Here is a 20,454-nt window from a genome sequence, read left to right as displayed (position 1 = left end):
TCCTGTCATCAGCAGAGGACCGCGCCTTGGCCTTCCGAGAGGGCGATCGGCCCACAAACGCTCCGGTCAGGCAATGGCGGCGCCCGACTGATTTCCGTCGGCGGGCAAGCCCGCCTTTACAGCGCGAAACAAATCAGCCGGGCTTTGCCATCAAGGCCCTCGCCAGAGGCTCGCGCTGCCAGACCGGAGCGCCCGTGGGCTTTCGTCGCCATGAAGGCCGCGACGGTCGCGGTCCAACTGACGGAAGCATCCCATGTACGCGCACGACGATTTCGAACCCGATCACAGCACGTCCCCGACCGGCCATGCCATCGAAGAACTCGAACTCTACGGCTACCGCCCCTCCGAAGACGAGGCCGATCCCCGGATCACACCCGAAGATCACGTCATCCAGGGCGCAGTCTCCGACATCTTCGATGCCCTGATTTCCACCATGGCCGACACCAGCCTCGATTTCGACCTCGACGAGATCCTCTGGTCCACCGTCAACACCTTCCACCGCGCTGTCGAATGGATCGAGACGAAACTCGACGATAACGAGCAGGCACAGAAGCGTCTTCAGCGTGAACAGGATGGCAGCGAGGTCAAATCCGTCCAGCTCGAAACCCTGATCGGCGCGGGCCAAAGCCTGATCGAGCGCCGCGACAGCATGGAAACCTTCCGCGATAGCGCCGCGGACATCTATCTGCGCACCACCGGAACGCCCTGGTCGCAACGCTCCGGCTCACGGGTCAACCATCGCAAGATGACCTCGGCCATGATCGACAGCCGCGACTTCATCGCCGCAAAACGCCGGGCCGACAACGAGGTGCTGCTGCCCGCAGGTCCGAAGATCGCCTTCTCGGGCGGTGACACCACCGATCACCGGACGATCTGGGCCAAGCTCGATCAGGTCCACGCCAAGCACCCGGACATGGTGCTGATGCATGGCGGATCGCCCAAGGGCGCGGAACGCATCGCGGCCACATGGGCCAATAACCGCAAGGTCGCACAGGTCGCCTTCAAACCCGACTGGGCAAAACATGCCAAGGCAGCACCGTTCAAACGCAACGACCAGATGCTCGGCATTATGCCGATCGGGGTCATCATCTTCCCCGGCACGGGCATTCAGGACAACCTGGCCGATAAGGCCCGCAAGATGGGCATCCCGGTCTATCGCTTCGGGACAGGCAGCGCGTGAGCGCTGCCTTCCCAGCTTCATCATGAGCATGGCGATAGCTCACGCCGATCATTCCATGTCGCACAGACAGACATGTTCATGCTAAAGGTCGCGGTGCGCCGTGGTGGTGGTGGAAGGCGCAACCGTCCAACATTTTGCACGGAGACACCACCATGATCGTCCTCGGAATCCTTGTTTCCATCGCAGCCATCGGCACCATGTGCTGGCTGCTGTTCAACCTTGCCGTCTTTGCTCTTCCGTTCTTTATCGGCATAAACGCAGGAACCTGGGCCTATGGCACGGGGGCTGGCTGGCTCGGCGGCATCCTCATTGGTTTTCTCGCCGCCGGTCTGACACTGGCAGTCGGTCAGGGCCTGCTCATGCTGGTCCGCCCGATCTGGGCGCGACTGCTGATCGCTCTGGCCTTTGTCGCTCCGGCGGGTATGGCCGGGTTCTACGCCACCCTCGGTATCGTCAAGCACATGATGCCCTCAGAGACATGGCAACTCATCTTCTCGGTCATCGGAGCGGTTGCGGTGGGCGTGACAACGTTCCTGCGCGTTGCGGGCATGGCCGCGACCGGCCCAGCGGACGGCGGCTTTGTGCGCACTTGAACCACAGTGATCCGTTGATCGCGACCAGAAGCGGATACGGATCATCTTCCATCTTCGTCAGGAATATGGCGGTAGATAGCGGGCAAGCATCGGATCAGCGTGAGACACAGCCGCGCCCCATAGGAGCGTAGGACGGTCAGCGCCAGCGTTCGTGGACTGACCAGAAACCGATGGGGCGACGCCGGTTGGAATAGGCCGGAATGAGAGATGCGCATGGCCTGAGACGCGCGGTGACAAAAGAGCCGGTACGGCCGGTCTGGTCATCCTGTTGAGCCCCAAGGTTGCCACCGTCTCCGTTCAGCCCCCGTGTCTCGACCGCTCCAAACGGCCTCTTCAATGGCCTGATCTGGCCGAAGAACAGCGCGATGCGCTTCGACCGCTTTAGCGCAACAGCGTCGTCACAACTTTCTTCCCCTGCCGGCAGAGCCGCCATTCCGCGCGGAACAAGAAAGTTTCTCCTGTGCTGTCCAGCCCCTTTGGGGTGCGCCAGCGTTCGTCTCCGGCCGGTCGATCGCCATCGAGGCCGCAATGGTGCGGGCTCGGAAACGGAAAACGGAGACTTAAAATGGCAACCATCGGCACCTTCAAGAAGACCGGCTCGAACGAATTCACCGGCGAAATCGTCACCCTCAGCGTCCAGGCCAAGGGCGTGCGCATCGTTCCCGACCTGCGTGCCACCGGCGAGAACGCCCCCAGCCATCGGGTCCTGGTCGGCCGCGCCGAGATCGGCGCCGCCTGGTCCAAGCGCTCCAACGAGGGCCGCGACTATTTGGGCCTCAAGCTCGACGATCCGAGCTTCACCGCCCCGATCTACGCCAACCTCTTCGACGACGAAGACGGCGAGAGCTACGCTTTGATCTGGTCCCGGCCCAATCGCCGCAATGGCGAGTAAGCCCGTCGCGCGAAGATGCCCCGCCCGGACGATCCGGGCGGGGCAAAGCGCTTGAGGGCAACCGAATCAGTCGGCAGCAGTTCAATCTATCCCACCCGTAAACCTGTCAAATTGTCTGGCCAGACCCACGAGGAGCGACTATTATAGTCGTAGTTCTGGCGCGAGAGCTGGTCCGAATGGGAGGTGATCATGCATGATCACCGCCCGACAATCGCGGGCCGCACGCGCGCTGCTTGGTTGGACTCAGGAGACGCTCGCTGACAAGGCCCGAATATCGCTGACCGCGCTCAAACGCCTCGAGTCTGAAAGCAGACTCGACGTGTATGAGACGACGCGCGATCAGGTTCGCAGGGCGTTCGAGAGCAGCGGCATCATCTTCCTGAACCCCGACCAGGGTATCGGAGTGCTGCTGGTCGATGAGAAACACCGACGGTCCCCACCGCCACTCTAGCGCTCACGTCCCGGTCTCGCCTGAAAACAGGCTTGGGATTTCGGTCGCATCGTGGTTAATAAATTCCTTCTATGCGGATAGAGATATCCCAAAGGGGGCATCGTGACCGATTCCAACTTTCTGGATGAGCCGCCGGAAAGCTTTGCGCTCACCGACTACGATCGAGCGCATATGAAGCTCTACATGCGTCTGTTGGATGCAGCAGCTGACGGTGCTGACTGGCGTGAAGCCGTAAGTGTCCTCTTCGGCCTTGATCCCGAGTGCGACCCCGAACGTGCCCGTCATGTCCATGACCGGCACCTGGCCCGCGCCCGCTGGATGACCACCCATGGCTATCGCCAGCTTGTTCGTGAAGGACAAAGCCACTGATCTGGTGATGCGCTGGCCGCAATACCCATTGCAAGCAATGCGGCTTCCACCTTTTGCCCGAGCCGGCAATCGTCTTCGCCTCGACACACCAGAACCGCGAAAAGGCTGGAGGGCAGGATGTCTCCCGACACATCCCGGTGGCGAACACCGTCGAATTATGACTACACCGACCATCTGAACGCATCCGATGTCGGCTGGGAGTGGTTGAGGCGCAACCAGGACTATCAGCGCGACTTCGATGCTCTGCAAAATGCCGCAACTCACACCCCGGCTTTGATTAAACGAGCGAGCCTCCGCTGGGGGCTGCGATTTCGCCGCCCCACCGAGCCTCAACGCTACTGAAACTCCGGTTTTCTGGCTTCCCGAAGACGACGCAGGCGCTGTCATACTCGCGCCGGCGCCCCCGATCCTGCCACATGGCACAATCGCGGCAACTGCTCTGTCCGACGCGCACGAGAGAGTCGGGCCTGAAGCGCATCACATCCTGCATCCGCTCGGCGGCGGCGATCATCTCCATCTCGTTCTGCCGAATGACGCCCCGGTCGATATAGGGCTCGTCGCCATCGTGCCGCTCGGACTAGAAGGATTCGATCGCGTCAAGGCGATTGTCCGTCTGCTTGCTTCGCTTCACCACCGATCCGTCCCGCCAGACACGCGGTTGACGGGTCAGCAACGTGCGCGTGCGCGGCGCATGTTGCAGGCTTTCGATGGGCGGCAGACCGGCGCCACCCATAAGGAAATCGCCGAAGTAATCTTCCACACCGGCAAACTCACCCGCGATGAATGGCAAGCGGCTTCGGAGCGGCATGCCGTGATGAGCCTCCTGGAAGGGGCCGAGGCCATGATTGCCGGTGGCTATCGCGGCCTTCTTCGGCATCGTCGCCGATCATAATTCGCGCCAGCCTCGCAGCCGGTGTGGAGTTTTAGGCCCCCCTTACTTCCCACTGCAACTCGCCGTCCCGCCTTCGCCATCGTGGCCTGCGTCAGCCGTTGCTCGCCAGCGGCCTCAACGCACCCACGGAGGCCCCATCCATGCGACCCGATCTCGCCGCCCTTCCGCCACGCTACCTGCGCACCAAGGAAGCCGCCGAATTCCTGAGCCTGTCGTCCCGCACACTGGAAAAGCACCGCACCTATGGCACCGGCCCCGCCTACCGGAAACTCGGCGGGCGCGTCGTCTATGCCGTCGATGACCTGACGGCCTGGGCCGATAGCGGCTCGGTCAGGTCCACATCCGATCCGCGTGGCGCGGTGCAGCCGGCAAAGCGGCAGGCAACCGCACCCGTTGCCCGTCGTGCGCGATAGCCGCGAGGCGGCTCCCTCATGCCGATGCGCAAAAGCTCAACATCAGAACGTGGGCAGCTCGATCTGTTCAGGGCGCTTCCGGGCGATTTCTCGCCTCGCGATGCACAGGATCTCATGGCCTATCCCTTCTTCTCGCTCTCGAAATCTCACCGGACAGCCCCGATCGATTTTGTCGCCGGCGGCGTCGCGATCCGTGTCGAAGCCGTACCCGACCATGGCATGGCCACCATCTGGGACGCCGACATCCTGATCTGGGCGGCCAGCCAGATCGTCGAGGCCCGCGACGCAGGATTGCCAACATCGCGTCTGATGGCCGCCACGCCCTACGAAATACTGACCTTCATCCGGCGTGGTGTCGGCGCGCGCGACTATCAGCGTCTGAAGGCCGGGCTTGATCGGCTCCAGTCGACAACGGTGTCGACCTCGATCCGGCAGTCCGCGGAAGGCCGCCGCCATCGCTTCTCCTGGATCAACGAATGGCGCGAACGCACCGACCATCGCGGCAGGTCGGCAGGCATTGAACTGATCGTGCCGGACTGGTTCTACAGCGCAGTCCTCGACGACGCGCTCGTTCTCACCATCGATCGGACCTATTTCAACCTGACGGGCGGCCTGGAGCGCTGGCTCTATCGTCTGGTACGAAAGCATGGTGGCAAGCAGCGGCGAGGCTGGCGGTTCGATCTGCGTCACCTCTACCTGAAGTCGGGAAGCCTCTCGCCCTTCAAGCGCTTTGCTTTCGAGTTGCGCGACATCATCCGTCGTCAGCCGCTTCCGGGATATTGGCTTTGCCTTGAGATCGAGGTCAGTGGCCGCACCCTGCTCGCGTTCGAGCCGTGGAAACCCTGTGGAAAAGCTGTGGATGGCGTCGTGCCATCAGGAACCCCGACCCTTGTGCCATCGGGAACCGCGCGCACGTGCCATCGGGAACTCAAACAGGCCGTAACCGATGAAAAAGAAAAAAGAAATCGTGCCCTTAACTTAGAATCTAACCAAGAATCTAACATTGAAGAGCGCGCGCGCGATGTGGATAGAACCACGCGCACATCTTCAGGCAGCGCCCATAATCGCGCGTCGTGCAATCGCCGCAGAACATCTTCCCGGCCAGTCTCGATAGATACTTCCGGCTCCCCAGCCGCCGTTCACCTCCCCTTCGATGATGAACCGGGAGGGAAGCCATGATCGTCGCTCTCCTCAACCAGAAAGGCGGCGTCGGCAAAACCACGCTGGCGCTGCACCTCGCGGGAGAATGGGCCGCAAGGGGAAAGCGCGTCACGCTGATCGACGCTGATCCACAAGGCTCCGCGCTCGACTGGTCGCAGACACGCAGCCATGAGGGGCTGCCAAGGCTGTTCAGCACTATCGGCCTGGCCCGCGACACCTTGCACCGGGAAGCGCCGGAGCTGGCCCGCGACGCCGATCACGTTGTCATCGACGGGCCGCCGCGCGTCGCAGCTCTGATGCGCTCGGCGCTGCTTGCCGCCGACCTGGTGTTGATCCCGGTGCAGCCATCCCCCTTCGATGGTTGGGCCTCGGCCGAAATGCTGGCGCTTCTCAAGGAAGCGCGCATCTACAGGCCTGAGCTGGTCGCCCGTTTCGTGCTCAACCGTTGCGGCGCGCGCACCGTCATCGCCCGAGAGACGGCCGAGACGCTGGCCGACCACGATCCGCCCTTGCTTGCCGCCACCATCGGCCAGCGCGTCGTCTTCGCCGACGCCGCGCAGTCCGGCCGGCTTACCAGCGAGATCGACGCCGACAGCCGGGCCACGCGCGAGATCGCCGCGCTTGCCACGGAGATCGACCATCTCGGCATCGGGCGGAGCGCGCCATGACCCGCGCTCCCGGCAAGCCTCGCTTCGCATCCCGGCCGAGCGATCCCGAGAGCTGGATCAAGGCTTCGGACACGCCGCAGACCGGCAAAACCACAGGCGAGGCGTTCACCGCTCGCCTGACGATCGACATCACGCCCGAGATGCGCGGGCGCATCAAGGTCGCGGCTTTCCGGCGCGGCATCACCGTCGCCGACATGCTGCGCGACCTGCTCGCGCGCGAATTTCCATCCACCGAAGGAGATCCGATATGACCGGCAACGCGGCCCGCCGCTTGCACGGCCGTCCGCTGCCGGACGGGCCTGCGCCTTTCACCACATTGGTCGAACTGACCTTCGACAAGCGCAAGGTCGAGCGCTGGATACGGTTCGGCCGCAAGAGCTACGAACAGATCATCGACCGTCGCCGCAGCCTCGTCGGCTTCGCGCCGGAAAGCGTCTTCGCCTTCGTCCGCTGGGCGGCGGGCGAGCATGGCACGGTGATTTCCCGCATCGACATCGTGCGCGCCATCGGCCGCGGCGAGCCGTTCCAGACGCTGCCTTTCGTCCGCCCCGGCGGCGACATCCTGTTGCGCCTCGATAGCTGGGCGAAGGTGCAGCGCGCGCTGGCCGCCATCGACGCGGTGGAAGCGCTCGGCCTCGATCCGGCCGACGCCGCGCCCGATCACTGGCGGCATGTCCACAACCGCCTGACCGCCGGTCTGGAGCCGCGCGACTACACGCCGGAACGACACGCCGCCTGGCTCCATCGCCGGAGGATCGAACCATGACACGGTTCGGCTACGTCATGGTGACGTATTTTGCGGCGATGGGCGTCGCCATCGCCGCGTTCATCCCGACGCCTACGAAACTGATCTGGAACGCCACGGCCAGCGCGCCCATCGGCTTCTACACCGTCGAACCCGCCGAGCGGATCGAAGTGCCCGAGCTGGTCGCAATCATGCCGCCCGAACCGCTCGCCGCCTTCATGGTCGAGCGCGGTTATGTCGGGCGCGGCGTGCCGCTCCTGAAGCGCGTCCTCGGTTTGCCCGGACAGCGGGTTTGCCGCACTGGCCGCACCGTCACCGTCGATGGCGTGGAAATGGGCGAAGCGCTGGACCGCGACCGGATCGGCCGCGATCTGCCGGTCTGGCAGGGCTGCCGCGTCATCGGCGACGGCGAAATCTTCCTCATGAATTGGGAGATCCGCGACAGCCTGGACGGCCGTTACTTCGGACCCATCCCCGCAGATTCCGTCATCGGCCGGGCGCTGCCGCTCTGGACCGATGAGGAAGGCGACGGCCGCTACGAATGGCGCGTGCCGACGCATTAATCCTCCCTGAAACCTGCAACCATTGGAGACTTGTCATGCCACAGATCGGTCAATTCACCGCCGAAAATGAAACCTTCGTCGGCCGTGTTCATACGCTCACCCTTTACCGTGAACTGACCATTGTTCCCGCCGAACCATCGGATGCGGACAACGCGCCCGCCTATCGCGTCCTTCATGGGGCCGAAGATGGCCCCGAGGTCGGAGCGGGCTGGAAGGAGGTCGGCGAAAAAGCCGGCGATTACATTTCGCTGGTGATCGACGATCCCGCCTTGCCGCAGCCGATCCGCGCCAACCTCTTCCAGAACAGCAACGACAAGACGGCGTGGTCACTGCACTGGAACCGCCCGAAGCCGCGTGGCGGGCGGGACTGAAAGCCATGCGCTATTGCGTCATCCTCGCGTTCAAAACCCTCATCCCGTTGTTCGCGGCAAGGCCGTCTCATCCTGTCGTCCCGCTCGGCCACCGGACGGCCGGCGCGCACAGCGAAGGTCAGGGGCGGCCTCTCGCCGGCGCTCGCGCCTTGCCCTTGACCGCAGCGAGCACGCTGGCAGGCTGGAGGTCGAACAGAGACAGGAAGATCGTGCGATATGCCGGTCTGCTGCTGGCTGGCGTGCTCGCGGTCGGAGTCAGTCCGGTTGCCGTATCGGCGCAAGCCGCACCCGTCGCGCGCGCGAATCCCTCCGATCCCTATGCCGGCTTCATTACCGAAGCCTCGCAACGTTTCGGTATTCCCGAACACTGGATTCGCGCAGTGCTCCGCGCCGAGAGCGCGGGCGACGTGCGCGCAATCTCGTCGGCCGGAGCGATGGGATTGATGCAGGTCATGCCCGACACTTGGGCGGGCCTGCGCGTCCGCCATGGCCTCGGCCGCGATCCTTACGACCCACGCGACAACATCATGGCGGGTGCGGCTTATCTGCGCGAAATGTGGGACCGCTACGGCAACGTCGCCGCGATGCTCGCGGCCTACAATGCCGGTCCTGGCCGTTACGACGAACATCGCACGACAGGCCGTGCCTTGCCCGCCGAGACGCGCGCCTATGTCGCTGCGCTTGCGCCAGTTCTGGGCAGTTCGGCCGGGGGCGAAATACCCGCGCCAGAACCGCCACCGCCGCCCGACTGGCGCGCGGCTCCGCTGTTCGTCACGCGCTCGACCGACATGCGAACTACCGCCGCGCCGTCATCCGAAGTGCAATCCGGTGACATCCGCGCGCCCGTTCCGGTGCGCAATGCCGCCGATACGGAGCCGACCGGCAGCATTTTTGTGGCCCGCGCCGACGACGGGGGAGCGCCATGACAGGCGTGTTCCCGCGCTCGGCGCGATACGTTCCGGTGTCCAGTCATGCAGGGTTTCGCCTGGCTGGATTCCCGGCAGGAAGGGCGGAAAGGGCAGTAAAGGCGGAGGGCAAGATAAAGGAAACCGGCACTACGTTGGCCCGATTTCTGAATTTGTTGTTGTCTGCACACTGGTTGGGGGAGCCGGGACTGGCACCATGGTTTTCGCCCCGTGGTGCCGGAGATTCGCGCAAAGCCTTGGCCTTGCGGGGTTTTGACCGGCACTACAGCCGCATTTTAGCCGATTTCCGGCGGGTTCGGCATTTTTTTGGCCAGAGGCGCACTCATGAGCGCCGATGATGAAAACCGCTTCCGTCCGAAGCCCGGCCGCATCCGAGCGGATGCGCCGAAGCTCGGCAAGGCCAAGAGCTTTCTCACCCAGGCCAAGAAGCTCGCGCGCCAGCATAGCAACATCCCTGGCAGATCGTCTCCATCGGCATCGCGATCCCCGTCACGCACCACTTCGGGTTCGGCCGGAAAGAGCGGGAAGGTTTCGCGGGCCAGCAAGGGGCCGGGCGTCAAGCGCGGACGCGGTGCGGCCTTCGTGAATGCTCGAACCCTGTCGGGCGGCTGGCGCCACAGCGCGCCGGGAATGCGCCGCGTCGTCGTCAAGACGCGCTACGTCCAGCAGGCCGGCAAGAACGGCAAGGCCGCCGCCCATCTTCGCTACATTCAGCGTGACGGAACCTCGCGCGATGGCGAACGCGGCCAGCTCTATTCCGCCACCGAAGATCGCGCCGACGGCGATGCCTTCGTCGAGCGCGGCAAGGACGATCGCCACCAGTTTCGGTTCATCGTCTCGCCCGAGGATGCTGTCGATCTCTCGGACCTCACCGAGCACACCCGCGATCTGATGAAGCAGATCGAAGGCGACCTCGGCACGAAACTCGATTGGGTCGCGGTCAACCATTACAATACCGGTCATCCCCATGTGCATGTCATCGTCCGGGGGAAGGACGATCTCGGCGAGAACCTCGTCATCAACGGCGACTATCTCGCCAACGGACTCCGCGAGCGGGCGAGCGAGCTGACCACGCTGGAGCTTGGTCCCGTCACCGAGATCGAGCAGACCCGAAAACTGTCGGCCGAGGTCGATCAGGACCGCTTCACCCGCATCGACCGGGCGATGACCGAAGAAGCCGACGAAAAATTCCTCGATCTGCGCCATGAGCCCGACGATCCGCGCCGCCAGTTCAATCGCACGCTGCGCCTGCGCCGTCTTGCCAAGCTGGAGAAGATGGGGCTGGCGACCGAACACGCGCCGGGCGTCTGGGAGTTGAGCGACCGGATGGAGCCGACCTTGCGCGAGATGGGCGAGCGCGGCGACATCATCCGCAACATGCACAAGGCGCTGAAGGCCGATGGCCTGGAGCGCGATCCGATGACCTTCCAGCTTCATGATGCCGCGCCCGAAACGCCCATCGTCGGCCGGGTCGTGGACAAATATCTCACCGACGAGATGGGCGAGAACCTGACCGTCGTGGTGGACGGCATCGACGGCCGGACACATCATGTTCCGGGCATCGACCCGGCCCGCGTCGAGGATGCCCGGATCGGCAGCGTTATCGAGATCGGCCAGGCCGACACCGCAAGCCGTCCGTCCGACCGCGCGATAGCGGCCATCGCCGAGGACGGCACCTATCGGCCGAGCCGCCATCTGGAACAGGCCAAATTCGACGGCCGCGTTCCGGGTGGCGACTATGACGGGTTCGTCGATGCTCATGTCCGGCGACTGGAGGCGCTTCGCCGCGCCGGGATCGTCGAGCGGATCGACGCCGATCGATGGCGCATCCCCGAGGATTTCGAGAGTCGTGCCGCCACCTACGACGCCGGCCGCAACCGGCAGGCCAGTATCCGCGTCATCTCGACCTTCAATCTGGAAAGCCAGATCGGTTCTGATGGCGCGACCTGGCTCGACCGGAGGCTGGTGACGCCTGACGCATCGGATCTCGCTCCGGCCGGTTTCGGTCAGCAGGTGCGCGAGGCGATGGACAAGCGCCGCGAACATCATATCGAACAGGGCGACGCTACCCGAGCACGGGACGGCCGCATTTTCTACCGGCGCAGCCTTCTCGCCACTCTGCGCGAGCGCGAAGTTGCCCGCGTCGGCACGGAGCTGGCCGAGAGCAAGGCGCTTCCGTTCCGGGCGGCGGCGGATGGCGAGAAGATCAGCGGCAAGTTCACCGGAGCGGTGCATCTATCGAGTGGCAAGTTCGCCGTGGTCGAACAGAGCCACGAGTTCACCCTTGTCCCATGGCGGCCTGTTATCGACCGGCAGCTCGGCCGCGAGGTCGCAGGCATGGTGCAGGGCGGATCGGTATCGTGGCAGCTGGGGCGGCAGCGAGGAATGGGGCTATGAGGAATTCCGCGCTCATGACGCCCTTCAATGTAATTCCAGAGGCAGATCGCTTTTACGTTCAGATCGAGTCGTGATCACTGATTCCAAGAGAGTGCCGGAATAGTGCCGGCGCGACCGTCCGATTTACCGCCGACAGTATCCTGTCGCCCTACGGCTGCACCTTTATTGTTGATCCCTGCGAATTTGGCCATTTTCTGATCGGCTCCACCTCTCTTACCGATTGGAGCCTGTATGCGCGGAGGTCGAATACTCTGGGGGCAGATTGCCGTCGTCTTCGCCATTGTCATGGTGATGACCTGGGTGGCGACGCAATGGGTCGCCTTCCGCCTCGGCTTCCAGCCCCAGCTTGGCAATCCGTGGTTCGAACTGGCGGGCTGGCCGGTCTATTATCCACCGGCCTTCTTCTGGTGGTGGTTTTCGTTCGACGCCTATGCGCCCACCATTTTCGTCGAGGGTGCGATCATCGCCACGTCCGGCGGCTTCATCGCCATCGCCGCCGCCATCCTCATGTCGATCATCCGGGCGCGTGAAGCCCGCAACATTGCGACCTATGGCTCGGCACGATGGGCCGAAGATCGCGAAATCCGCAGCGCCGGGCTGCTCGGCCCCGATGGCGTCCTGCTCGGTCGATACGATCGCGACTATTTACGCCATAACGGGCCGGAGCACGTCCTATGCTTCGCCCCCACGAGATCGGGCAAAGGCGTCGGGCTGGTGGTGCCGACGCTGTTGACCTGGCCGGGAAGCTGCATTGTCCACGACATCAAGGGGGAGAACTGGACCCTTACGGCCGGCTTCCGCGCGAAGCATGGTCGCGTCCTACTGTTCGATCCGACCAACGCGAAGTCATCAGCCTACAATCCGTTGCTCGAGGTGCGCCAGGGCGAATGGGAAGTCCGCGACGTGCAGAACATCGCGGACATATTAGTCGATCCCGAAGGCAGTCTCGACAAGCGGAATCACTGGGAAAAGACCAGCCACAGCCTGCTGGTCGGCGCGATCCTGCATGTTCTCTATGCCGAGAAGGACAAAACCCTGTCTGGCGTCGCCAACTTCCTGTCCGATCCCCGTCGCCCGGTCGAGGCAACCTTGCGCGCGATGATGGACACGCCGCACCTTGGCGATGTCGGCGTGCATCCCGTCATCGCCTCGTCGGCGCGCGAGTTGCTGAACAAGAGCGAAAACGAGCGTTCGGGCGTGTTGTCCACCGCCATGTCGTTTCTCGGCCTCTACCGCGATCCGGTCGTGGCACGCGTCACGGATCGTTGCGACTGGCGCATTGCCGATCTCGTTGGCAGCCATCGGCCGGTCACACTCTACCTTGTCGTCCCGCCGTCCGACATCAACCGGACGAAACCGCTGATCCGGCTCATCCTCAACCAGATTGGCCGCAGGCTGACCGAGGAACTGACCCTATCCGGCAAGCGGCATCGCTTGCTCATGATGCTGGACGAGTTTCCAGCATTGGGCCGGCTCGACTTCTTTGAATCCGCGCTCGCCTTCATGGCTGGCTACGGCCTCAAATCCTTCCTGATCGCCCAATCGCTCAACCAGATCGAGCGCGCCTATGGGCCAAACAACAGCATTCTCGACAACTGCCACGTCCGCGTCGCCTTTGCCACCAATGACGAGCGCACCGCCAAGCGTGTGTCGGACTCGCTCGGCACGGCGACCGAGATGCGCGATTCCACCAACTATGCCGGTCATAGGCTCGCGCCCTGGCTTGGGCACTTGATGGTATCGCGGCAGGAAACCGCGCGGCCGCTGCTGACTCCCGGTGAGATCATGCAGCTTCCGCCCGCCGATGAAATCGTCATGGTCGCCGGCACTCCGCCGATCCGGGCGAAGAAAGCCCGCTATTTTGAGGACGGGCGATTTCAGGAGCGCATCCTGCCGCCGCCAGAGCTGCCATCCGCTCCGGCAACGAAGCCGGCCACCGACGACTGGACGAGCCGCGTCATCGTAGCGGCGGAAAGGCCAGTGACGAGTGTTGCCAGCGGCGCGGAGGGCGACCCCGACAATGCCGGCATCCGCCGCGAACCGGAATTGCCCGAGCATGAGGAAATCGTCCCGCCGTCGACACCGCCCGCCCAGGAGTTCGACATTCTGGACGACGAGCCAGACGTGGATGCCGCCAAGGCGCGCGCTCTTCGCTCGCGGATGCGGATGATCGCCCGGCAGGCGTCGATGAATCCCGATGACGGGATCGAGCTTTGAGGGGGAGCCAATGACAGCCCGCACCCGCATGAATGTCTATTTCGACCCGGAACTGCTCAAACAGGTCGAGGCGCTGTCGCTGCGCCGGGGGGTGTCGAAGTCCGCCATCATCGAGGCGGCAGTCGCATCCTTCCTGTCGGGCGACACGTCGGATCGGCTGGAAGCGGCGATGTCGCGCCGCCTGGACAAGATCGGCCGACAGATCGGCACGCTGGACGAAGATCTCGCCGTGCTTGGCGAGACCCTTTCCTTGTTCGTCCACTTCTGGCTGACGATGACCCCGCCGTTGCCAGACAGCGCCAAGCAGTCCGCACGGATCAAGGGGAATGAGCGTTTCGAAGGTTTCATGCAGAACCTCGGCCGCAGGCTGGCGACCGGAGACAGGTTCCTGAAAGAGCTATCGCGCGACATGGATTCGCTTCACGACAGTCCGCCGCAAGATCAGACCGGCACGGATGGCGACGCGGCCTAGGTTTTCAATCCATCCTATTTACCGCCGATAGCCGCCGATGCCAGCACGGACGTAAATACTTGTTGAACAGGCCCAATTTCGGCCTCTCTTAATCGACCCCGATCCGGGGATCGCCTGTCACGTCCCCGCCAAGAAACGGGGCCGACATGACCGCCAACCATCACAGACCGGAAGCGATCCAACGCGGTGCGCGCATGCTGCGGACCGCGCTCGGGCCTTCCATTGCGCGGTTTCTGGAAGATCCGGCCGTGGTCGAGGTGATGTTGAACCCGGACGGGCGGTTGTGGATCGACCGTCTGTCCGAGGGGCTTGCCGATACGGGCGAGCGCCTGTCCGCCGCCGATGGCGAACGCATCGTGCGGCTGGTCGCGCACCATGTTGGCGTGGAGGTTCACGCCCGAAGCCCCCGCGTATCCGCCGAGCTGCCGGAGTCGGGCGAGCGGTTCGAGGGCCTGTTGCCACCCGTTGTTGCCGCCCCGACCTTCGCCATTCGCAAGCCCGCCGTCGCGGTGTTCACGCTCGACGACTATGTGGCCGCCGACATCATGACCGCCAATCACGCGGCGATGCTGCGCTCGGCGGTCGCCTCTCGCGCCAATATCTTGGTCGCGGGCGGCACGTCCACCGGCAAAACCACGCTGACCAACGCGTTGCTCGCCGAGGTGGCGAAGACTTCGGATCGCGTCGTCATCATCGAGGACACGCGCGAGCTGCAATGCGCCGCGCCCAACCTTGTCGCCATGCGGACGAAAGACGGCGTGGCGACGCTTTCCGATCTCGTCCGTTCCTCGCTGCGCCTGCGCCCGGATCGCATCCCCATCGGCGAGGTGCGCGGATCGGAAGCCCTCGACCTTCTTAAAGCGTGGGGCACCGGCCATCCGGGCGGTATCGGCACCATCCATGCCGGGACCGGCATCGGGGCGCTTCGCCGGCTCGAACAACTCATCCAGGAAGCCGTCGTCACCGTCCCGCGAGCCCTGATCGCCGAGACCATCGACCTTGTTGCCGTCCTTTCCGGGCGCGGTTCCGCGCGTCGGCTGGCCGAACTCGCCCGCGTCGAAGGTCTCGGCCCGGACGGCGACTACCGCATCAACCCCGCAACCCCGATCAGCACAGGAGAACCTTCATGATCCGCACCATCTCGCGCGGCTATCGCCGCATGGCAACCGCAGCCTCTACTCTCGCCATCAGCATCATGCTCGCCCCGGCCGCCCATGCTTCCGGTTCGTCGATGCCGTGGGAAGCACCACTCCAAAGCATCCTTCAGTCCATCGAGGGGCCTGTCGCCAAGATCGTCGCCGTCATCATCATCATCGTGACCGGCCTGACGCTGGCCTTCGGCGATACAGGCGGTGGCTTCCGCAAGCTGATCCAGATCGTGTTCGGCCTGTCGATTGCGTTCGCCGCGTCGAGCTTCTTCCTGTCGTTCTTCTCGTTCGGCGGCGGGGCGCTCATCTGATGGCGGGCGGCCTTGAACAACTCGACGCGGTGCCGGGATTTTTGGTCCCGGTCCACAGGGCGCTGACCGAGCATATCCTGCTCGGCGGCGCTCCGCGCGCCATCGCGATTCTGAACGGGACGCTGGCCGGGGCCGTGGGCCTCGGCCTGCGCCTATGGCTGGTAGGCCTCGCCATCTGGGCCATCGGCCATTTCGCCGCCGTCTGGGCGGCGAAGCGCGATCCGCTCTTCGTCGAGGTCGGGCGGCGGCATATCCGCATCCCCGGTCATCTGTCGGTCTGAGGGGGCGCCGCCATGATGAACCTTGCAGAATACCGCCGCACCGCAGCCCGTCTCGCCGACTATCTGCCCTGGGCCGCGCTGGTCGGCCAGGGCATCGTGCTCAACAAGGATGGCAGCTTTCAGAGGACGGCGAAGTTTCGCGGTCCCGATCTGGATTCCGCCGTCGCGGCCGAGCTGGTCGCGGTTGCCGGCCGCATCAACAACGCCGTGCGCCGTCTCGGTTCCGGCTGGAGCATCTTCGTCGAGGCGCAGCGCAGCGAGGCCGCGACCTATCCCAACAGCACCTTTCCCGACGCCGCATCTGCGTTGCTGGACGCCGAACGGAAAGCTGCATTTGAGGAAGCCGGGACGCATTTCGTCTCCGGCTACTTCCTGACCTTCCTCTATCTGCCACCGGCCGAGGAAGCTGCCCGCGCCGAAACCTGGCTCTACGAGGGCCGGGAGCAATCCGGCGTCGATCCGTGGGAAGCCCTGCGCGGCTTCGCGGATCGCACCGACCGCGTGCTGGCGCTGCTCGACGGCTTCATGCCGGAATGCCGCTGGCTCGATGACACCGGGACGCTGACCTACCTTCATTCCACCGTGTCGACCAACCGGCATCGGGTGCGCGTGCCCGAGGTGCCGATGCACCTCGACGCGCTGCTGGCCGACCAGCCATTGACTGGCGGGCTGGAGCCGCGCCTTGGCGACGCGCATCTGCGCGTCCTGACCATCGTGGGATTCCCGACCGCGACGACGCCCGGCCTGCTCGACGACATGAACCGGCTGCCGTTCCCGTATCGCTGGAGCACCCGTGCCATTCTGCTCGACAAGACCGACGCGACGCGGCTGCTGACGAAGATCCGCCGCCAGTGGTTCGCCAAGCGCAAGTCGATCGCCGCCATCCTGAAAGAGGTGATGACGAACGAGGCGTCCGCGCTCTTGGACACCGACGCCGCCAACAAGGCGCTCGACGCCGACATGGCCTTGCAGGAACTTGGCGCGGACGTGGCGGGCATGGCCTACGTCACGGCGACCGTCACCGTTTGGGATGCCGACTCCCGCATTGCTGACGAAAAGCTACGCCTGGTCGAGAAGATCGTTCAGGGCCGCGACTTCACCGTCATGGCCGAGACAGTCAACGCGGTCGATGCCTGGCTCGGCTCTCTGCCCGGACATGCCTACGCGAATGTGCGACAGCCGCCCATCAGCACATTGAATCTCGCCCACATGATCCCGCTTTCGGCGGTGTGGGCGGGACCGGAACGGGACGAGCATTTCGGGGCACCACCCTTGCTCTATGGCCAGACCGAAGGCTCAACCCCGTTCCGGTTTTCCCTCCATGTCGGCGACGTGGGGCACACCCTCGTCGTCGGACCCACGGGCGCGGGCAAGTCCGTGCTGCTCGCGCTCATGGCCTTGCAGTTCCGCCGTTACGAGGGCTCGCAGGTCTTCGCCTTCGATTTCGGCGGCTCGATCCGCGCCGCCGCGCTCACCATGGGCGGCGACTGGCACGACCTCGGCGGCGGATTGACCGAAGGGTCTGACGCCTCGGTTTCGCTCCAGCCGCTCGCCCGCATCCACGACACCTATGAACGCGCCTGGGCGGCGGACTGGATCGCCGCCATCCTCATGCGCGAGGGTGTTGCGATCACGCCCGAGGTGAAGGAGCATCTTTGGACCGCGTTGACTTCGCTTGCGTCCGCGCCGGTCGAGGAACGCACCATCACCGGCCTTGCGGTCCTGCTGCAATCCAACGATCTGAAACAGGCGCTCCGGCCGTTCTGCGTCGGCGGTGCCTATGGCCGGCTGCTCGACGCCGAAGCCGAACATCTCGGCTCGGCGGACGTGCAGGCGTTCGAGATCGAGGGCCTTGTCGGGACCGGCGCGGCCCCCGCCGTGCTCGCCTATCTGTTCCATCGCATCGGCGACAGATTGGACGGGCGGCCCACGCTGCTCATCATCGACGAGGGCTGGCTTGCGCTGGACGACGAGGGTTTCGCCGGCCAGCTCCGCGAATGGCTGAAAACGCTGCGCAAGAAGAACGCCAGCGTCATCTTCGCCACGCAAAGCCTGTCCGATATCGACGGCAGCACCATCGCGCCCGCCATCATCGAGAGCTGCCCGACCCGGCTCTTGCTGCCGAACGAGCGCGCCATCGAGCCGCAGATCACGGCCATCTATCGCCGCTTCGGCCTCAATGACCGCCAGATCGAAATCCTCGCGCGGGCGACGCCCAAGCGGGACTACTACTGCCAGTCGCGGCGCGGCAATCGCCTGTTCGAGCTTGGCCTGTCCGAAGTCGGCCTCGCGCTCTGCGCCGCATCCGCCAAATCCGACCAGACGCTCATTGCGCAGATCGTCACTGAGGCCGGCCGCGACGGCTTCCTCGCCGCATGGCTGCGCGAGCGCGGCGTCGATTGGGCGGCCGACCTGATCCCCAACCTCACCAATCTTGCCGACCGGCCGGAATCCGCCGCGCCGGCTCGGCTCGATACCCACCCCACACAGGAGATTCTTCCATGACCTATCCCAAGATCGTCGGAGCCTCGGCTCTCGCGCTGGCGCTCGCCGTGCCTGTCGCGTTTTCGCCCATGCTGGCAAGTCCGGCCCATGCTCAGCTTTTCGGCCGGATCGTCTATGACCCATCCAACTACGCGCAAAACGTCCTCACGGCCGCCCGCACTCTGGAGCAGATCAACAACCAGATCACCTCGCTCCAGAACGAGGCGCAGATGCTCATCAATCAGGCCCGCAATCTTGCGAGCCTGCCGCATTCCTCGCTCCAGCAGCTCCAGCAGAATGTCCAGCGCACGCAGCAGCTTCTCGGGCAGGCGCAGAACATCGCCTTCGAGGTCGGGCAGATCGACCAAGCGTTCCAGCAGCGATACGGCAATGTTTCGCTTTCGGCGACCGACGCCCAGCTTGTCGCCGATGCGCGTTCGCGCTGGGAGAACACGGTCGGCGGCTTGCAGGACGCGATGCGCGTGCAGGCGGGGGCGGTCGGCAATATCGACAGCAACCGCGCCGAGATGGCCGCGCTTGTCGGCCAGAGTCAGGGTGCGACCGGCGCATTGCAGGCGACGCAGGCCGGCAACCAGCTTCTCGCACTCCAGTCGCAGCAGCTCTCCGACCTGATCGCAGTCATCTCGGCGAACGGCCGAGCCGACGCGCTGACCGAGGCCGAGCGCGCGACGGCTGCCGAACAGGGCCGCGAGCAGCGCCGCCGTTTTCTGACGCCCGGCACCGGCTACCAGCCGGGCAACGCGCAGATGTTCAACAACGGCAACAACTGACGGGAGGCTCGCCATGGACGGCAAGATGCTGGCGCGGCTCGGGGCCGTTGTGTTCATCGCCATCGCCGTCACGGCGACCGCAATCGACATGGCGCGGAAGGACCAACCTTCCGCGCCTCGCCCCGCGCCGGCCTTCCAGCCGCCGGCCGATCCGCTGCGCGAAACTCTGCGCCGCTGCCAGCAGCTCGGCGAGGCTGCCGCCAGCGATGCCGGCTGCCTCGCCGCATGGGCTGAATCCCGCGACCGCTTCCTCGGCCGTGACCGCAGCGAGGCGCGCTGACCATGGGCAATACGGGCGTCATCGACAATTTCCTCGGCGTATTCACATCCTACATCGACAGCGGGTTCGGCCTGCTCGGCGGCGAGGTCGCGTTTGTGGCGACCACGCTCATCATCATCGACGTGACGCTTGCCGCGCTATTCTGGGCATGGGGCGCGGATGACGACATCATCGCGCGGCTGGTAAAAAAGACGCTGTTCGTCGGCGTCTTCGCCTACATCATTTCCAACTGGAACAACCTCGCGCAGATCGTCTTCGAGAGCTTCGCCGGACTTGGCCTCATGGCGTCAGGCACCAGCTTTTCCGTTGCCGATCTCATGCGGCCGGGCCGCGTCGCGCAGACAGGCCTCGACGCCGGCCGGCCGCTGCTCGATTCCATCTCCGACCTGATGGGCTGGATTAGCTTCTTCGAGAACTTCATCCAGATCGCATGCCTACTGTTCGCATGGGCGCTGGTGGTTCTGGCCTTCTTCATCCTCGCCATCCAGCTCTTCGTCACCCTGATCGAGTTCAAACTGACCACGCTCGCCGGTTTCGTGCTGATCCCCTTCGGGCTGTTCGGCAAGACCGCCTTCATGGCCGAGAAGGTCTTGGGCAACGTGGTGTCGTCCGGCATCAAGGTTCTGGTGCTCGCCGTCATCATCGGCATCGGCTCGACCTTGTTCAGCCAATTCACCGCCGGTTTCGGCGGGGCAACCCCGACCATCGACGACGCCATGGCGATCGTGCTCGCCGCGCTGTCGCTGCTCGGCCTCGGCATCTTCGGCCCCGGCATCGCCAACGGCATCGTGTCGGGCGGCCCGCAACTCGGCGCGGGTGCGGCCGTAGGCACCGGCCTTGCCGCCGGCG

General features: G+C 64.6%; 25 protein-coding genes. All 25 read left to right on the top strand.

The annotated features are described in order from the left end of the window. Positions 1-253: 253 nt before the first annotated feature. Positions 254-1,180, top strand: coding sequence for a DUF2493 domain-containing protein (locus IE126_RS18680; protein ID WP_103023844.1), 927 nt, complete (start codon positions 254-256; stop codon positions 1,178-1,180). A 152-nt stretch (positions 1,181-1,332) separates the two neighbouring features. Continuing rightward, positions 1,333-1,773 carry a hypothetical protein gene (locus IE126_RS18675; protein WP_030540752.1) on the top strand — a complete coding sequence of 147 codons (441 nt, stop codon included), beginning with the start codon at positions 1,333-1,335 and terminating at the stop codon, positions 1,771-1,773. Positions 1,774-2,338: 565 nt separating this feature from the next. After that, positions 2,339-2,665 (top strand): DUF736 domain-containing protein, encoded by a 327-nt coding sequence (locus tag IE126_RS18670; RefSeq protein WP_030540751.1) that lies wholly within the window; start codon positions 2,339-2,341, stop codon positions 2,663-2,665. 193 nt (positions 2,666-2,858) lie between these two features. Beyond that, entirely contained in the window at positions 2,859-3,116 is a 258-nt protein-coding gene (locus IE126_RS18665; protein ID WP_030540750.1) for a helix-turn-helix domain-containing protein, read from the top strand. A gap of 102 nt (positions 3,117-3,218) precedes the next feature. Continuing rightward, positions 3,219-3,485, top strand: a complete 267-nt coding sequence (locus tag IE126_RS18660; protein ID WP_081856769.1) for a DNA -binding domain-containing protein — start codon at positions 3,219-3,221, stop codon at positions 3,483-3,485. A gap of 117 nt (positions 3,486-3,602) precedes the next feature. Further along, entirely contained in the window at positions 3,603-3,827 is a 225-nt protein-coding gene (locus tag IE126_RS26395) for a transcriptional regulator domain-containing protein (RefSeq protein WP_183754805.1), read from the top strand. A gap of 223 nt (positions 3,828-4,050) precedes the next feature. Continuing rightward, positions 4,051-4,377 carry a DUF2285 domain-containing protein gene (locus IE126_RS18655; RefSeq protein ID WP_199797745.1) on the top strand — a complete coding sequence of 109 codons (327 nt, stop codon included), beginning with the start codon at positions 4,051-4,053 and terminating at the stop codon, positions 4,375-4,377. 140 nt (positions 4,378-4,517) lie between these two features. Then, a complete protein-coding gene (locus IE126_RS18650; protein ID WP_030540746.1) occupies positions 4,518-4,790 on the top strand; it encodes a helix-turn-helix transcriptional regulator in 273 nt (90 codons plus the stop codon). Positions 4,791-4,808: 18 nt separating this feature from the next. Next, complete coding sequence (locus tag IE126_RS18645) at positions 4,809-5,969, top strand: replication initiator protein A (protein WP_030540745.1); 1,161 nt, start codon at positions 4,809-4,811, stop codon at positions 5,967-5,969. Then, positions 5,966-6,619, top strand: coding sequence for a ParA family partition ATPase (gene parA / locus IE126_RS18640; RefSeq protein ID WP_030540744.1), 654 nt, complete (start codon positions 5,966-5,968; stop codon positions 6,617-6,619). The genes IE126_RS18645 and parA overlap by 4 nt, the downstream gene beginning before the upstream one ends. Further along, a complete protein-coding gene (locus tag IE126_RS18635; protein WP_030540743.1) occupies positions 6,616-6,870 on the top strand; it encodes a hypothetical protein in 255 nt (84 codons plus the stop codon). Before parA ends, IE126_RS18635 begins: the two co-directional genes overlap by 4 nt. Next, positions 6,867-7,385: a DUF2840 domain-containing protein gene (locus tag IE126_RS18630; protein ID WP_030540742.1), complete on the top strand. Its 519-nt coding sequence runs from the start codon at positions 6,867-6,869 to the stop codon at positions 7,383-7,385. Before IE126_RS18635 ends, IE126_RS18630 begins: the two co-directional genes overlap by 4 nt. 17 nt (positions 7,386-7,402) lie before the next feature. Then, on the top strand, positions 7,403-7,927 hold the full coding sequence (locus IE126_RS18625) for a S26 family signal peptidase (RefSeq protein ID WP_369828446.1): 525 nt from the start codon (positions 7,403-7,405) through the stop codon (positions 7,925-7,927). Further along, a complete protein-coding gene (locus tag IE126_RS18620; RefSeq protein ID WP_456071384.1) occupies positions 7,906-8,298 on the top strand; it encodes a DUF736 domain-containing protein in 393 nt (130 codons plus the stop codon). The genes IE126_RS18625 and IE126_RS18620 overlap by 22 nt, the downstream gene beginning before the upstream one ends. Before the next feature lie 5 nt (positions 8,299-8,303). Then, positions 8,304-9,224, top strand: a complete 921-nt coding sequence (locus IE126_RS18615) for a lytic transglycosylase domain-containing protein (RefSeq protein ID WP_183753294.1) — start codon at positions 8,304-8,306, stop codon at positions 9,222-9,224. A gap of 324 nt (positions 9,225-9,548) precedes the next feature. Beyond that, positions 9,549-11,621 (top strand): relaxase/mobilization nuclease domain-containing protein, encoded by a 2,073-nt coding sequence (locus IE126_RS26340; protein ID WP_030540738.1) that lies wholly within the window; start codon positions 9,549-9,551, stop codon positions 11,619-11,621. A gap of 231 nt (positions 11,622-11,852) precedes the next feature. Then, complete coding sequence (locus tag IE126_RS18605) at positions 11,853-13,838, top strand: conjugal transfer protein TraG (RefSeq protein WP_030540737.1); 1,986 nt, start codon at positions 11,853-11,855, stop codon at positions 13,836-13,838. 10 nt (positions 13,839-13,848) lie between these two features. Then, the gene (locus IE126_RS18600; RefSeq protein WP_103025282.1) at positions 13,849-14,310 is read left to right on the top strand and encodes a ribbon-helix-helix domain-containing protein; all 462 of its coding nucleotides are present in this window, start codon (positions 13,849-13,851) and stop codon (positions 14,308-14,310) included. 194 nt (positions 14,311-14,504) lie between these two features. Next, a complete protein-coding gene (gene trbB / locus IE126_RS18595; RefSeq protein ID WP_456071386.1) occupies positions 14,505-15,440 on the top strand; it encodes a P-type conjugative transfer ATPase TrbB in 936 nt (311 codons plus the stop codon). Further along, a complete protein-coding gene (locus tag IE126_RS18590; protein ID WP_030540734.1) occupies positions 15,437-15,769 on the top strand; it encodes a TrbC/VirB2 family protein in 333 nt (110 codons plus the stop codon). Before trbB ends, IE126_RS18590 begins: the two co-directional genes overlap by 4 nt. Next, on the top strand, positions 15,769-16,050 hold the full coding sequence (locus tag IE126_RS18585) for a VirB3 family type IV secretion system protein (protein ID WP_030540733.1): 282 nt from the start codon (positions 15,769-15,771) through the stop codon (positions 16,048-16,050). Before IE126_RS18590 ends, IE126_RS18585 begins: the two co-directional genes overlap by 1 nt. A gap of 12 nt (positions 16,051-16,062) precedes the next feature. Beyond that, positions 16,063-18,555 (top strand): conjugal transfer protein TrbE, encoded by a 2,493-nt coding sequence (gene trbE, locus IE126_RS18580; protein WP_189381843.1) that lies wholly within the window; start codon positions 16,063-16,065, stop codon positions 18,553-18,555. Continuing rightward, positions 18,552-19,325, top strand: a complete 774-nt coding sequence (gene trbJ / locus IE126_RS18575) for a P-type conjugative transfer protein TrbJ (protein ID WP_030540731.1) — start codon at positions 18,552-18,554, stop codon at positions 19,323-19,325. The genes trbE and trbJ overlap by 4 nt, the downstream gene beginning before the upstream one ends. Before the next feature lie 13 nt (positions 19,326-19,338). Next, positions 19,339-19,605: a putative entry exclusion protein TrbK-alt gene (gene trbK-alt, locus IE126_RS18570; RefSeq protein WP_030540730.1), complete on the top strand. Its 267-nt coding sequence runs from the start codon at positions 19,339-19,341 to the stop codon at positions 19,603-19,605. A gap of 2 nt (positions 19,606-19,607) precedes the next feature. Beyond that, the coding region (gene trbL, locus IE126_RS25985; protein WP_229825655.1) for a P-type conjugative transfer protein TrbL at positions 19,608-20,454 on the top strand (847 nt) is incomplete at its 3' end.

The sequence above is a fragment of the Gemmobacter nanjingensis genome (assembly GCF_014652195.1).
Taxonomy (GTDB): Bacteria; Pseudomonadota; Alphaproteobacteria; order Rhodobacterales; family Rhodobacteraceae; genus Gemmobacter; species Gemmobacter caeni.
Note: the sequence above shows the minus strand (reverse complement) of the source record. Positions and strands in the feature narration are given on the sequence as shown.

What these genes read in the sequence shown, in the direction of transcription:
- parA (WP_030540744.1), top strand. Translation starts at nt 5,966, where the DNA reads ATGATCGTCGCTCTCCTCAACCAGAAAGGCGGCGTCGGCAAAACCACG.
- IE126_RS18650 (WP_030540746.1), top strand. Translation starts at nt 4,518, where the DNA reads ATGCGACCCGATCTCGCCGCCCTTCCGCCACGCTACCTGCGCACCAAG.
- IE126_RS18680 (WP_103023844.1), top strand. Translation starts at nt 254, where the DNA reads ATGTACGCGCACGACGATTTCGAACCCGATCACAGCACGTCCCCGACC.
- IE126_RS18645 (WP_030540745.1), top strand. Translation starts at nt 4,809, where the DNA reads ATGCCGATGCGCAAAAGCTCAACATCAGAACGTGGGCAGCTCGATCTG.
- trbB (WP_456071386.1), top strand. Translation starts at nt 14,505, where the DNA reads ATGCTGCGGACCGCGCTCGGGCCTTCCATTGCGCGGTTTCTGGAAGAT.
- IE126_RS18625 (WP_369828446.1), top strand. Translation starts at nt 7,403, where the DNA reads ATGGTGACGTATTTTGCGGCGATGGGCGTCGCCATCGCCGCGTTCATC.
- IE126_RS18675 (WP_030540752.1), top strand. Translation starts at nt 1,333, where the DNA reads ATGATCGTCCTCGGAATCCTTGTTTCCATCGCAGCCATCGGCACCATG.
- IE126_RS18630 (WP_030540742.1), top strand. Translation starts at nt 6,867, where the DNA reads ATGACCGGCAACGCGGCCCGCCGCTTGCACGGCCGTCCGCTGCCGGAC.
- IE126_RS18635 (WP_030540743.1), top strand. Translation starts at nt 6,616, where the DNA reads ATGACCCGCGCTCCCGGCAAGCCTCGCTTCGCATCCCGGCCGAGCGAT.
- IE126_RS18670 (WP_030540751.1), top strand. Translation starts at nt 2,339, where the DNA reads ATGGCAACCATCGGCACCTTCAAGAAGACCGGCTCGAACGAATTCACC.
- IE126_RS26340 (WP_030540738.1), top strand. Translation starts at nt 9,549, where the DNA reads ATGAGCGCCGATGATGAAAACCGCTTCCGTCCGAAGCCCGGCCGCATC.
- IE126_RS18620 (WP_456071384.1), top strand. Translation starts at nt 7,906, where the DNA reads ATGGCGCGTGCCGACGCATTAATCCTCCCTGAAACCTGCAACCATTGG.
- trbJ (WP_030540731.1), top strand. Translation starts at nt 18,552, where the DNA reads ATGACCTATCCCAAGATCGTCGGAGCCTCGGCTCTCGCGCTGGCGCTC.
- IE126_RS18615 (WP_183753294.1), top strand. Translation starts at nt 8,304, where the DNA reads ATGCGCTATTGCGTCATCCTCGCGTTCAAAACCCTCATCCCGTTGTTC.
- IE126_RS18665 (WP_030540750.1), top strand. Translation starts at nt 2,859, where the DNA reads ATGATCACCGCCCGACAATCGCGGGCCGCACGCGCGCTGCTTGGTTGG.
- IE126_RS18605 (WP_030540737.1), top strand. Translation starts at nt 11,853, where the DNA reads ATGCGCGGAGGTCGAATACTCTGGGGGCAGATTGCCGTCGTCTTCGCC.
- IE126_RS18590 (WP_030540734.1), top strand. Translation starts at nt 15,437, where the DNA reads ATGATCCGCACCATCTCGCGCGGCTATCGCCGCATGGCAACCGCAGCC.
- IE126_RS18600 (WP_103025282.1), top strand. Translation starts at nt 13,849, where the DNA reads ATGACAGCCCGCACCCGCATGAATGTCTATTTCGACCCGGAACTGCTC.
- trbK-alt (WP_030540730.1), top strand. Translation starts at nt 19,339, where the DNA reads ATGGACGGCAAGATGCTGGCGCGGCTCGGGGCCGTTGTGTTCATCGCC.
- IE126_RS18585 (WP_030540733.1), top strand. Translation starts at nt 15,769, where the DNA reads ATGGCGGGCGGCCTTGAACAACTCGACGCGGTGCCGGGATTTTTGGTC.
- IE126_RS26395 (WP_183754805.1), top strand. Translation starts at nt 3,603, where the DNA reads ATGTCTCCCGACACATCCCGGTGGCGAACACCGTCGAATTATGACTAC.
- trbE (WP_189381843.1), top strand. Translation starts at nt 16,063, where the DNA reads ATGATGAACCTTGCAGAATACCGCCGCACCGCAGCCCGTCTCGCCGAC.